Raw genomic sequence first — 12926 nt, 5'->3', positions numbered from 1 at the left:
TTGCTGGTGCTTTGTGAATAGCGGTCATCCTTGACCTGATTGTCATCCCGTCATTTAGAACGCGTAACTCGCCTTGAGGCTGCCGCTGAAACCGTGGCTGTCACCACCGCCACTGGCACCGACTTCTGCGCCGACGCTGACAGCGCCAAGGCTGGCCATCAGGTTGACGCCGCCGCTGAACTGGTCGCGGTTGTCGAAGGCGGCGCGTTGTTCGATGTCGAGGCCCAGCAGGTGACCCTGGCTGTTGACGTCGTTGTTGCCCAGCGTGCGCTCGTAGCCGACTTGTACGCCTGGCACCAGTTGCCAGGCGCCCATCGCCACCGGGGCGAACGCCACGTTGAGGTTGGCGACGGCACTGCGGCGGGTGGCGGTGTTGTCGTCGACGTCGAGGGACAGTTCGCTGCCCTTCTCTTGGAAGCCTTTGAGGTCGAGGTGGCTGATGCGCACGCCGAGACTCGGTTCGAGGATCATGCCGTTGAACGGTGCGCGGTAACCCAGCGCCAATGTTGCGCCGGTGAGGTTGCCGTGGGTGTCGCCCTTGGCCGTGCCGAGGCCGCCGCCGAGTTCGCGTTTGCTGGCGTAATCGACGTAGCCGGCGCTGGCATTGGCATCGACGAACAGCCCGCGTTCCAGGCTGGTGAAGCCGTAGCGCGCACCGAGGTTGAAGAAGGTGAAATCGGTATCGGCCTCGCCACTCGCGCCGCCGACGGTGCCTTTGCTGTAACCGAAACCGCCGCGAGCGCTGAGTTGTTCGGAGAAGCGCTGGGTGATGCCGACCATCAGGCCTTGGCTGTGTTCGTTGCTGCTCTCGGCGTGGGACGAGCCGTCGGTGCCGAGGTAACCGGCGAGCGCGGTGGTCCACAACCGGTATTGCCCGACTTTCAGATCGGAGCCGCTGGCGTAGGGGGCGGCGGCTTGTTCGATCAACGCGTTCTGCCGCAGCAGATAACTGGCGGCGTCGGCGTGAACCTGACCGCCGACCTGAGCTTCGACACCGCCGAGGGTGCCGGCGTCGATCGCCGATTGCAGATAATAGTTGTAGGCGCTGTAGGTGCCAGACAGGTTGGTGTTCTGCAATTGACGCAGTAATTCGGCACCGGCAGCGGCGTTACCGACCAATCCGGCCTGCCCCGGCAGGCTGTTGTACTCGACCAGTTTGCCGCGCAGCACATAAATGGTTTCCTGCGACAGGCCAAGACCTTGTTTGAGGTAGTTGTCCATGCTGCCGTATTCGGCGGTGACTTCATCAAGACCGGCCTGCAGGTAGCTGGCCTGCACGCCAAGCAGTGGCGCATAGATCGAGGCCATGCTAGGCGGCAACGCTTTGAGGGTCGCGGCGACGCGCGCGGCCGTGTAGTCGTTGGTCGCCAGGTAGTTGGCCATGATGGTCGCGTTGTCGACGCCGGCGATGCTCTGCAACACGGCGGCCGTCCAGCCGGTACGGTCCTTGCCGGCAGTGCAATGGAACAGTTGCGCGCCGTCGGTGCTGGCCAGTTCGTTGAACAACTTGCCGAACTGCCCGCGCATCCCCGCGTCGCTGACGAAGGCGCGGTTGGTCTGTTCCATCATGGCGATGGCATCGGCGGCGCTTTTGAACGACACGGTGGTGATGTTCGCGCCCGAGGTGGTGCTGCCGATGATGTCGATGTTCTGGTAGGTCGCGCCGCTCAGCATTGTGTCCGGCGTACCAGCGATTTCGCTCGGCGTGCGCAGGTCGTAGACGGCTTTGATGCCGAGGCTGTTGAGGGTCGCCAGATCCGCTGCCGACGGCGTGATCGCGTTGGAGCGGTAGAACACGCCTCCGCGCATCGTGCCATCGTGGGCCGTGGAATACGCGGTGGTCAGCCCGGCGACATCACGGAAGTTGTCGATGCTTTGCAGGCGCGGCGTGTCGAGTACGACGGTCTCGGCAGCGTGGGCAGCAGCGATGGACAGGCTCAGAACGGACAGCGAACACACAAGACGTTGAAACACAGTGCAGCCTCATTGGAATTAGTGTTGGGCTGGCTACTATCTGCAATCAACTGATACCGAATATGACAGAACGACTGCGCAAGAAAATGGCTGCGCGATCGGGCCATGGGCTGCGTTTTTTGTCCGCGGGGGGGTTAAGAAAAAAACCTGTAGGAGCTGTCGCAGGCTGCGATCTTTTGCCTTCGAAGATCAATAGATCGCAGCCTGCGGCAGCTCCTACAGGGGTTCGGCGGTTACTTCGTGGCATCGAGGACCAACCGCCCATGACCACGGCGGCTCAGGCTTTTTTCGAGTGCACGTTGCGCCTCGCTCAGCGGGAACACTTCGACGTCGACGGTGAGGTGGCCGCGATCAAACAGTTCGGCAATCAGCGACAACTGCGCACCATCGGAACGAGTGGCGAAGTTGATCGGCGTCACGCCATGGTCGTTGGCCAGAGTCATGCTCGGCGCACTGACCGGCGAGACCAGCACCCCGCCGCGTTTCAACACGCGAAACGAACGGTTCTGGGTGTCGCCGCCGACCAGATCGAGCACCACGTCGACCTCGGATACCCGCTCTTCAAACGCCTCGGTGGTGTAGTCGATCACCTGATCAGCACCGAGCTTTGTGAGATAGGCATGGTTACTGGCCGAAGCGGTCGCGATGACTTCGGCGCCCAGGTACTTGGCGATCTGCACCGCCATGCTGCCCACGCCACCGGCGGCTGCGTGGATCAGCACTTTCTGCCGCCGCTGAACGCCAGCATGCTCGGTCAACGCTTGCCACGCGGTGAGCGCGGTGGCCGGAACGGCGCCAGCCTGCAAGGCGCTGAGCGATTGCGGTTTCAGTGCCAGTTTGGCCACCGGGGCCACGGCTTTGCTCGCATAGCCACCGACGATGTTGATGAAGCCAAACACTTCATCGCCGAGCTTGAATTCGCTCACGCCTGGGCCGGTGGCGATCACCTTGCCAGACACTTCAACGCCCGGGGTGAATGGCAGCGGCAGTGGGATGAACGCTTTCATCGCCCCGGAAAGCACCTTCCAGTCGATCGGGTTGACCCCTGCTCCGGCGACTTCGATCAACACTTCACCTTCACCGGCCACAGGGTCGGCGACTTCTTCCAGTTGCAGCACTTCGGGGTTGCCGTATTCGTACACGCGGATGGCTTTCATGGGAGACCTCGATCGGTTGAAGGAATTAGCAAGTGATCAGCGACGACGGGCATCAAGGCTGAAACGACCGGCACCGAACGCGACCACTTGCAACAGGCCACCGGCCATGGCGATGTTCTTGAAGAAGTGGATGAACTGGTTCTGATCGCCCAGCGCATTGTGGAATGCCAGCGCCGTGACCACGCTGAACACCGCCAACACAGCGGCAACGGTACGGGTGCGGTAACCGGCGATCAGCGCCAGGCCGCCACCGATTTCAACGATGATTGCCAGCGCCAGCGCCACTTGTGGCAATGGCAGACCGACAGAACTGATGTAACCGATCATCATCGCCGGGGCGGCCAGTTTGGAAAAACCGGAGAGGATGAAGATCGCGCTGAGCAGGACGCGGCCGACCAACGAGGCCGAGGCCTGAGTGATGTCATTGCGGCTTTGTTCAGTAGCGGTTTTAGCGATGTTTGCAGTGGTGGTCATGACGGTATTTCCTTCAAAGGTGGGGCGATCCGAGATGAATCGTCCGAGTGAGGAAATGGTGCGCCCGGCCAGCTAATCTGAATAGCCGACTAATTTCGATCATTACGTTCTAAAAAATAGACAAGCTGACGCCGCTCAGCGACGATGCCGGTTCGCTGATGATGAGGAGATAGCAGCCATGATTTCGGACCCGGGCACGCCGACGCTGGATCAATTGCGGGTGTTTCTGACGGTGGTGGAACTGGGCAGTTTCGCCGCCGCCGCGAGGAAGCTGCACCGTGCGACGTCGGTGATCAGCTATTCGATGGCCAACCTGGAGTTACAGCTGGGGGTGACGCTGTTTGATCGCCAGACCACGCGCAAACCGCAACTTACCGAGGCCGGCCGCACCGTACTGGCAGAGGCGCGCACCATCGCCAACGGCGTGCATGGCTTACGCGCCAAGGTCAAAGGCCTGTTGCAGGGGCTGGAGGCTGAGGTGCACGTGGTGCTGGACGTGATGCTACCGCCGCAGCGGGTAGTGGATGCGTTGAAGTCCTTTCGCGAGGCGTTTCCCACGGTCGCCCTGCACTTGCACATGGAGGCGTTGGGGGCGGTGACGGAGCGAGTGATCAATCGCGGGGCGATCATTGGCGTCAGTGGGCCAATGAACGAAGGCATCGATGCGGTCGAGCGGATTGGCGCAGGCAATGTCGAGCTGATTCCGGTGGCGGCACCGAATCATCCGTTGGCTTCGGGTGAGGCGAACACACCGGGCGCCGGGCGTGAATTGACGCAACTGGTTCTTTCCGACCGTTCACAACTGACCAAGGATCGCGACTTCGCCGTCCTCAGCAACCGCACCTGGCGCTTGGCGGATCTGGGTGCCAAGCACATGTTGCTGCGCGAAGGAATTGGCTGGGGGAATATGCCGTTGCCGATGGTCGAAGAGGATTTGCAGTCTGGCCGCCTGGTGCGCTTGAACCTGCCGGAGTACCAGAGCGGCATCTACCCGTTCGATGTCATCTACCGCACCGACCTGCCACCGGGGCCGGCGGCGCGGTGGTTGATCGAGCGGTTTGTGCAGCAAAGTCTGCAGAGTGCCTGACAGGGCCCCATCGCGAGCAGGCTCACTCTTGCAGGGTCATGCGGTGGGTCACTGAGATCATTGTGAGAGCCAGCCCTGCTGGCGATTGCGGTGCATGAGAATCTCCAGCCCCTCGCCTACCTCCGGCACCTTAAAGTATCGAGTGATTAAATCAAACTCCGCACCCGAAGCGGCGAATTCATGCTCGGCCAGTGCGTTGCGTGCAGGCAACCGAGCACGGCAGGTGGCGTCATCCACTTCGAGATAATGCAGGCAGTGCGACACTCGCTCAGCCAGTGATTGGTCCAGCGGATCTGCCCGAGGCGATCTTGCCGCACATCAGGTGTAGTGTGGGTGCACGCATTGGGGACGCTTCCTTATGTCAATTGCAGGATAATGCCCAACGCCTGTCAGCGAGGCCATTGAGGCGCATGACCCAACGAGGAACCCGGATGACCACAATCACTGCACGCCAATGCTCGTCCTGGGTGCTACTGACCCTGCTTGGCACAGCCATGGCGCTGACGGCCGGCTGTTCGAGCAAACGCTACGCCACCAACGGCTCGAACTGCTACGCCAAAGCCGTGCCGACTTCCGGCGAAGGTGGTCTGGCCTGGGGCGACACCTTGAGCATGGCGCGCAAGAAGTCGATGAATAACTGCATGCGCTATGCGAGCCGCTCCGGAGGGACGCCGAACACTTGCCAGGTGGTGCAGGCGCAGTGCAAACGCTGATCGCAGCATGCTGGACAATTTTCCAGGCACGCTGAGCCAGCCGGTCAACTCCGTAAGCACCGCTTCAGCGCCCTTTCTTCTAAACCTTTACGCCATCAGGCCGCTATAAACCGGGCGCTCCTCATGTACCCGGTCTCTTCCCGAGAATGCGGGTGCAGCGCCCAATCCCTTCCAGATCAGAAAGGTCATCCATGCGTCAGCTTCTCCCACTCGCCCTCAGCTTGACTCTCATCGGCTGCGCCACCAGTAAAATCGACATCCGCAACGAGACCGAAGCGGCCAAGTACGATCCGGCCAACAGTGCCCGGGTACGACTGATCACCGGTGATAACGCCCACGGCGCATACTTCAACGGTCAAAGCTGTGAGAAGTTCATGAATGAAACATTCAAGGGAGGTTCGCCTGAGGAGTCCGGCTGGAAGATGGCGCATAACGACAGCTCAGGGGTCTATCCATTCAGGGATTCGGACCATCGCAACAGTGTGGTCGGCATGCCGGCCAGCCAGACCACCCGACAAATCAACAGCACCACCAAACAGTTCGACGAGTACGTGGTAGAAGCCAATAAACCGTTCCTGGCGGTCTTTGGCATGGTGGGTTCAATCGCCTGTTCGCCCAAACCGGTGTCGTTCATTCCGCAGCCGGGGCAGGACTATGAGATGCAACTGAAGATCGTCAAACTCAGCACCTTCAGCGCAGGCTGCATCGTCGAGTTGAACGCGCTTTCCGTTGTCGGCACTAGCACCGTAGAAACGCCAGTGCCGAAACAATTCTGTGCCAAAGGGGCAGACGGTGCGTTTCACACGATGGATCCGGGACCCAGTGCTCCCTGAGGCAACGCGCTGATTCTTGATCGGCGCAATTGATGAGTCTTGCTCATGAACTTTTGAAGTGACCAGAAAGTGACCAGCTGCACGACATTCTCTTCAATCCTTGAATCTCCCTGTCCCCACAATACTTATTTGTGGTGAGGGGATTTATCCCCGATGGACTGCGTAGCAGGCCCGCTTCTTTATTGGTTGAAGAAGCCGGGCCCGCTTTGCGCGCCATCGGGGATAAATCCCCTCACTACAGGTTTACTCAGCAGAAGTAACCGTCGGCTATCAGCGCTTCAACGCCGCCGCATTCGCCCTTGCTGCGTGCAGCTTCTTGTAACTGTCGATCAGACGCAGATGCCGATCCAGCCCCTCAAGCTTCATGCTGGTCGGTGTCAGACCGTAGAAACGCACACTGCCGTTGACCGAGCCAATCGCCGCGTCCATGCGCTCGTCGCCGAACATGCGACGGAAGTTGGCTTCGTAATCGGCCAGTTCCAGGTCTTCATCGAGTTCCATTTCCAGACACACATTCACCGCCTGATAGAACAAGCCGCGCTCGACGGTATTGTCGTTGTACTGCAGGAAGGCTTCGACCAGATCCTTGGCCTGCTCGAATTTCTGCAGGGCAAGGCAGATCAGCAGGCGTAGCTCCAGAATGGTCAACTTGCCCCACGGCGTGTTGTCGTCGAACTCGATGCCGATCAGCGTGGTGATGTCGGTGTAATCATCCAGCTCGCTGTTCTCCAGGCCCTGGGCGAGGTTGCGCAGGCCGACTTTGCTCAAGTTGTGCAGGTTGAGGATGTCGGCGCGGAATTGCAGGGCCTTGTTGGTGTTGTCCCAGATCAGATCGTCGACCGGATAGATTTCCGAGTAATCCGGCACCAGGATCCGGCAAGCGTTGGCGCCGAGATCGTCGTAGACCGCCATGTAGGCTTCTTTGCCCAGGTTTTCAAGAATGCCGAACAGCGTTGCGGCTTCTTCGGCGTTGGAGTTTTCGCCGTGACCGGAGAAGTCCCACTCGACGAATTCGAAGTCAGACTTGGCACTGAAGAAGCGCCACGACACCACACCGCTGGAGTCGATGAAGTGCTCGACGAAGTTGTTCGGTTCGGTCACTGCCTGGCCGGAGAACGTCGGTTGCGGCAAATCGTTCAATCCTTCGAAACTGCGGCCTTGCAACAGCTCGGTCAGGCTGCGCTCCAGCGCCACTTCCAGGCTCGGGTGCGCGCCGAACGAGGCGAACACACCACCGGTGCGCGGGTTCATCAGGGTCACGCACATTACCGGGAATTCACCGCCCAGCGACGCATCCTTCACCAGCACCGGGAAGCCCTGCTCTTCCAGGCCTTTGATCCCGGCGAGAATGCTCGGGTACTTTTCCAGTACTTCCTGCGGCACGTCCGGCAGGGCCATTTCGCCTTCGAGGATTTCGCGTTTGACCGCGCGCTCGAAGATCTCCGACAGGCATTGCACCTGGGCTTCAGCCAGAGTGTTGCCGGCGCTCATGCCGTTACTCAGGAACAGGTTTTCGATCAGATTCGACGGGAAGTACACCACCTCACCATCCGACTGGCGCACGAACGGCAGCGAGCAGATGCCACGCTGGGTGTTGCCGGAGTTGGTGTCGTACAGGTGCGAGCCTTTGAGTTCGCCGTCGCGGTTGTAAATGTCCAGGCAGTAGTCGTCGAGAATCTCTGCCGGCAACTCGTCTTTCGGGCCGGGTTTGAACCAACGCTCGTTCGGGTAATGCACGAACTCGGCGGTGGCGATGTCTTCGCCCCAGAATTGATCGTTGTAGAAGAAGTTGCAGTTCAGGCGCTCGATGAACTCGCCCAGTGCCGAGGCCAGTGCGCCCTCTTTGGTCGCGCCCTTGCCGTTGGTGAAGCACATCGGCGAGTGCGCGTCACGGATGTGCAGCGACCAGACGTTGGGCACGATATTGCGCCACGAGGCGATCTCGATCTTCATCCCCAGATCCGCGAGAATCCCCGACATATTGGCGATGGTCTGCTCAAGCGGCAGGTCTTTACCAACGATGTAAGTGCCCGCCTCCGACGTCGAATGCGGCATCAGCAGCGCCTGCGCATCGGCGTCGAGGTTTTCGACTTCCTCGATCACAAACTCGGGACCGGTCTGCACGACCTTCTTCACCGTGCAGCGATCAATCGAACGCAGAATGCCCAGGCGATCCTTTTCAGAGATGTCCGCCGGCAATTCGACCTGAATCTTGAAGATCTGGTTGTAGCGGTTTTCCGGGTCGACGATGTTGTTTTGCGACAGGCGAATATTGTCGGTCGGGATATTGCGCGTTTCGCAATACAGCTTCACAAAGTAAGCCGCGCACAAGGCCGACGACGCCAGGAAGTAGTCGAACGGCCCGGGTGCCGAGCCATCGCCTTTGTAGCGAATAGGCTGATCGGCGATCACCGTGAAGTCGTCGAACTTGGCTTCAAGTCGAAGGTTGTCGAGAAAGTTGACCTTGATTTCCATGCGGGTTTACCAGAGAGCAGAAACGAATTGGCGGCCATTATCCGGGTTTTCAGCCTGACGTCTTGTGCTTTTGCGTAATCATCGCCGAGTGGGCTGTGCGGCGCCTGTGCGGCTGCGGACGACAAAAATGCCACGAGCAGTGAATTATTTCGTGTCTTCTTGTATCTGACGGAAAGAACCCATGCCACCAAAACAATGGCATCGAATCCGTTCAGCTATGAGTGACCCGCATGAAATCAAGGAAAAACAAGGTCAATCCCATCGGATTGAAAGACATCACCATTGTCGACGACGCCAAGATGCGCAAAGCGATCACCGCCGCCGCGCTGGGCAATGCCATGGAATGGTTCGACTTCGGGGTCTACGGATTTGTCGCCTATGCACTCGGCAAGATCTTCTTCCCCGGGGCTGATCCTGGTGTACAGATGATTGCAGCGCTGGCGACCTTTTCGGTGCCGTTCCTGATTCGTCCGCTGGGCGGGCTGTTCTTCGGTGCACTGGGTGACAAATACGGGCGGCAGAAAGTGTTGGCCGCGACCATCGTGATCATGTCGCTGAGCACCTTCGCCATTGGCTTGATACCGTCGTATGAGTCGATTGGCATCTGGGCACCAATCCTGCTGTTGCTGGCGAAAATGGCCCAGGGCTTTTCGGTCGGCGGTGAGTACACCGGCGCCTCGATCTTCGTCGCCGAATACGCGCCCGACCGCAAACGCGGCTTCCTCGGCAGCTGGCTGGACTTCGGCTCTATTGCCGGTTTTGTCCTCGGTGCCGGCGTGGTGGTGCTGATCTCGACGATCATCGGCGAAGAGAAATTCCTCGAATGGGGCTGGCGCCTGCCGTTCTTCCTCGCCCTGCCGCTGGGTATGATCGGCCTCTATCTGCGGCATGCACTGGAAGAAACTCCGGCATTTCAGCAGCACGTCGAAAAACTCGAAGAAGGCGACCGTGAAGGTCTGGCGGGCGGGCCGAAAGTCTCGTTCAAGGAAGTCGCGACCAAGCACTGGCGCAGCCTGATGACCTGCATTGGCGTGGTGGCGGTGACTAACGTCACCTATTACATGCTGCTGACCTACATGCCGAGCTATTTGTCGCACAACCTGCACTACAGCGAAAACCGTGGCGTGCTGATCATCATCGCGATCATGGTCGGCATGCTGTTCGTGCAGCCGGCAATCGGCTTTATCAGCGACAAGATTGGCCGCAAGCCCTTCATTGTTGTCGGCAGTATCGGTCTGTTTCTGCTGGCGATCCCGGCGTTCATGCTGATCAACAGCGGCAAGATCGGCCTGATCTTTTCCGGTTTGCTGATCCTCGCGGTGTTGCTGAATTTCTTCATCGGCGTCATGGCCTCGACCCTGCCGGCGATGTTCCCCACGCACATCCGCTACAGCGCGCTGGCCGCTGCATTCAACGTCTCGGTGCTCATTGCTGGTCTGACCCCGACGGCCGTAGCCTGGCTGGTGGAGAGTACCAACAACCTGTACATGCCGGCCTACTACCTGATGGTGATTGCCGTGGTCGGCCTGATCACCGGCGTGACCATGAAAGAGACCGCCAACAAACCGCTACGGGGTGCTGCACCGGCGGCGTCGGACCTTGAGGAAGCCAAGGAACTGCTCAAGGAACACCACGACCACATCGAGCAGAAAATCGAAGACATCGACGCCGAAATCGCCGAACTGGAAGCTAAACGCAAGGAGTTGGTGCAGCAGCATCCGCGCATTAACTGAGCCGTTCGCAGCGTGGCCACTCAAAACGGAGTCGAGTGGCCTCATAAGGACCGTGCAACTCAATCCGCAGACGACCACTCACTGAATTGACGGAGGTTGCGTCACTTTACGCAACCTCGATATCGAAGGTGCCAGCGTGGACACTCACTCCGATCGTCGCAACAACCTCTCGCTGGACAGCCTGAATTTCTTCCTCGCCGATGTGCGCGACGGACTCGGGCCGTATCTGGCGATTTACCTGTTGGCCGTGCATCACTGGGAACCGGCCAGTATCGGGCTGGTGATGACCCTCGCTGGCGTCGCCGCCCTTGTCACCCAGACACCCGCCGGTGCGCTGGTCGACAATACGCGCAGTAAACGAGCGGTCATCGCGATTGCTGCGTTGCTGGTGACCGGCAGTTGCGTGGTAGTGCCCTTCGTGACGTCCTTCAGTCTGGTGGCGATCACTCAGGCGCTGAGCGCCGCAGCGGCATCGGTATTCGCACCGGCCATCTCGGCGATCACCCTGGGCATCACCGGCCCGCGCGCGTTCACCCGGCGCACCGGACGCAACGAGACTTTCAACCATGCTGGCAACGCCTGTGCGGCGCTGCTGGCTGGTGGGTTTGCTTACTTGTTCGGGCCGGTGGCGGTGTTCTATCTGATGGCGGTCATGGCGTTGTGCAGCGTGATCGCCGTGAGCTTCGTCGACAGCAACGCCATCAACCATGATCTCGCCCGCGGGCTCGACCCAAGCGACGCCGCGCACGGCAAGACGCCATCGGGATTGACGGTATTGCTGACCAACAAAGCGCTGCTGATGTTCGCCATCTGTTGTGCCCTCTTCCACTTGGCCAACGCGGCGATGCTGCCACTGGTGAGCCAGAAGCTGGCGCAGGTCAATTTGCAAATGGCGACGCCCCTGACTTCGGCCTGTATCGTCGCCGCGCAACTGGTCATGGTGCCGGTCGCCTTGCTGGTTGGGGCCAAAGCCGATGTGTGGGGACGCAAGCCGCTGCTGCTCGCGGGCTTCCTGATACTGCCGTTGCGCGGTGTGCTCTACACCTTGTCCGCAGACCCTTACTGGCTGGTTGCCGTACAGATGCTCGATGGCGTCGGCGCGGGAGTCTTCGGCGCACTGTTTCCGGTGGTAGTGAAAGATCTGACCTTGGGCACCGGCCACTTCAATGTCAGCCTTGGCGCCCTGTCGACGGTGTTTGGTCTGGGCGCAGCATTAAGTGCCAGCGTTGCGGGTGTTGTATTGCAGGAAGCCGGTTACAACGCGGCATTTCTGACCCTGGCGGTGATAGCCGGGGTGGCATTCGTGCTGTTGTGGCTGGCGGTACCGGAAACCTTGCAGCGGGTGGGGAATGATGTGAATGTTCTTGACCGTGAGGCGCCCTTCACTGCTCCGCCGTAACACCCTATATCGTTAAGTGGGAATTGCTGATGAGGGAGGAAGGATTTGGCTGATAACACGCTTGAGTTCACCGAGAGTGATTTGGCGCAAATGCAGCGCTTCAACCGCAAACTCGCCTGGCTGCCGCGGTTTCGCGTTCGCAATCGGCTGACGCCACGTTTGATCCAGACATTGCTGCGCGCCAGTCAGATGCTCGGCGCGAACAAACCGGTCAAGCACGGCCTTCAAGTGCAAAGCACTGTGGTTCATTCGCACGCGGCTTCAGTGCCCGTCCGAATCATCCGCGCACAAGGAAAGCCCAAGGGTGTGGTACTTGATTACCACGGTGGCGGCTGGGTGATCGGCAATGCACAGATGAACGATGACCTTAACATCGCAATGGTCAAGGCTTGCAACGTGGCAGTGGTGTCTGTTGACTATCGGTTGGCAGTCAATACGCCGGTTGAGGCGTTGATGGCGGATTGTCTTTGCGCCGCACGCTGGCTGCTGAGCGACGATTGCACGGAATTCGTTGGCCTGCCGGTGATCATTGTCGGTGAATCCGCGGGCGCGCACTTGGCAACCGCAACGTTATTGGCACTCAAACCAGCACCCGGCTTGTTGCAGCGCGTCTGCGGCGCCTTGCTGTATTACGGCGTCTACGATCTCGCGGGCACCCCGAGCGTACACGCCGCACCTGCAGAAACGCTGGTACTCGACGGCCCGGGCATGGTTGAGGCGCTGCGCCTGCTGACTCCAGGACTGAGCGATGATGAACGCCGACAGGCGCCATTGTCTCCGCTTTACGGCGATTTGAGCGGATTGCCACCGGCGTTGATGTTCACCGGTGAACTGGATCCGCTGCGCGATGACACGCTGGAACTCGCTGAGCGTTGGCAACAATCGGCACCGGTTGAAGTACATCTACTGCCCTCGTCCGCCCATGGTTTTATTCATTTTCCTACCACCATGGCTAGTGGTGTTCTGGACCACAGCCGAGCGTGGCTTTCGCGTCAGATCGGAGCAGTTAGAAGCTAATTGGCAAGCGAAGCACTTTCCTGCGGGCAAAACAAAACCCCAACTGCTTTCGCAATTGGGGTTT

10 protein-coding genes and 1 pseudogene are annotated in these 12926 nt (G+C 59.7%); 6 read left to right on the top strand and 5 right to left on the bottom strand.

The genetic code is table 11. The features are described 5' to 3' along the window. Positions 1-54 precede the first annotated feature (54 nt). The 3 genes from HXW87_RS15780 to HXW87_RS15770 form a co-directional block, all read right to left on the bottom strand. Positions 55-1974: a tyrosine-protein phosphatase gene (locus HXW87_RS15780; RefSeq protein ID WP_239776532.1), complete on the bottom strand. Its 1920-nt coding sequence runs from the start codon at positions 1972-1974 to the stop codon at positions 55-57. Between the two features lie 233 nt (positions 1975-2207). Beyond that, on the bottom strand, positions 2208-3131 hold the full coding sequence (locus tag HXW87_RS15775; protein WP_131671707.1) for an NADP-dependent oxidoreductase: 924 nt from the start codon (positions 3129-3131) through the stop codon (positions 2208-2210). Positions 3132-3167: 36 nt separating this feature from the next. Continuing rightward, the gene (locus tag HXW87_RS15770; protein ID WP_121185848.1) at positions 3168-3605 is read right to left on the bottom strand and encodes a DoxX family protein; all 438 of its coding nucleotides are present in this window, start codon (positions 3603-3605) and stop codon (positions 3168-3170) included. A 178-nt stretch (positions 3606-3783) separates the two neighbouring features. On the opposite strand from HXW87_RS15770, the gene HXW87_RS15765 reads away from it, so the two are divergent. Next, complete coding sequence (locus HXW87_RS15765; protein WP_239776531.1) at positions 3784-4692, top strand: LysR family transcriptional regulator; 909 nt, start codon at positions 3784-3786, stop codon at positions 4690-4692. Positions 4693-4749: 57 nt separating this feature from the next. Here the strand turns inward: HXW87_RS15765 and HXW87_RS15760 are convergent. Continuing rightward, positions 4750-4971, bottom strand: a pseudogene (locus HXW87_RS15760) (hypothetical protein); the annotation flags it as partial. Between the two features lie 152 nt (positions 4972-5123). Between HXW87_RS15760 and HXW87_RS15755 the strand changes: the two are divergent. Both HXW87_RS15755 and HXW87_RS15750 read left to right on the top strand, forming a co-directional pair. Further along, complete coding sequence (locus HXW87_RS15755) at positions 5124-5405, top strand: hypothetical protein (protein WP_239776530.1); 282 nt, start codon at positions 5124-5126, stop codon at positions 5403-5405. Positions 5406-5596: 191 nt separating this feature from the next. Beyond that, entirely contained in the window at positions 5597-6238 is a 642-nt protein-coding gene (locus HXW87_RS15750; protein WP_121185854.1) for a hypothetical protein, read from the top strand. A gap of 270 nt (positions 6239-6508) precedes the next feature. Here the strand turns inward: HXW87_RS15750 and HXW87_RS15745 are convergent, their stop codons facing one another. After that, entirely contained in the window at positions 6509-8713 is a 2205-nt protein-coding gene (locus HXW87_RS15745) for an OsmC domain/YcaO domain-containing protein (RefSeq protein ID WP_239776529.1), read from the bottom strand. A gap of 230 nt (positions 8714-8943) precedes the next feature. Between HXW87_RS15745 and proP the strand changes: the two genes are divergently transcribed. The 3 genes from proP to HXW87_RS15730 all read left to right on the top strand — a co-directional run bounded on the left by proP (position 8944) and on the right by HXW87_RS15730 (position 12862). Continuing rightward, on the top strand, positions 8944-10446 hold the full coding sequence (gene proP, locus HXW87_RS15740; RefSeq protein WP_041071723.1) for a glycine betaine/L-proline transporter ProP: 1503 nt from the start codon (positions 8944-8946) through the stop codon (positions 10444-10446). A 136-nt stretch (positions 10447-10582) separates the two neighbouring features. Next, positions 10583-11845 (top strand): MFS transporter, encoded by a 1263-nt coding sequence (locus tag HXW87_RS15735; RefSeq protein WP_239776528.1) that lies wholly within the window; start codon positions 10583-10585, stop codon positions 11843-11845. A gap of 90 nt (positions 11846-11935) precedes the next feature. After that, a complete protein-coding gene (locus tag HXW87_RS15730) occupies positions 11936-12862 on the top strand; it encodes an alpha/beta hydrolase (protein WP_239776527.1) in 927 nt (308 codons plus the stop codon). Positions 12863-12926: the final 64 nt, after the last annotated feature.

Source organism: Pseudomonas sp. Y5-11 (genome assembly GCF_022368695.1).
GTDB lineage: Bacteria > Pseudomonadota > Gammaproteobacteria > Pseudomonadales > Pseudomonadaceae > Aquipseudomonas > Aquipseudomonas parakoreensis.
Note: the sequence above shows the minus strand (reverse complement) of the source record. Positions and strands in the feature narration are given on the sequence as shown.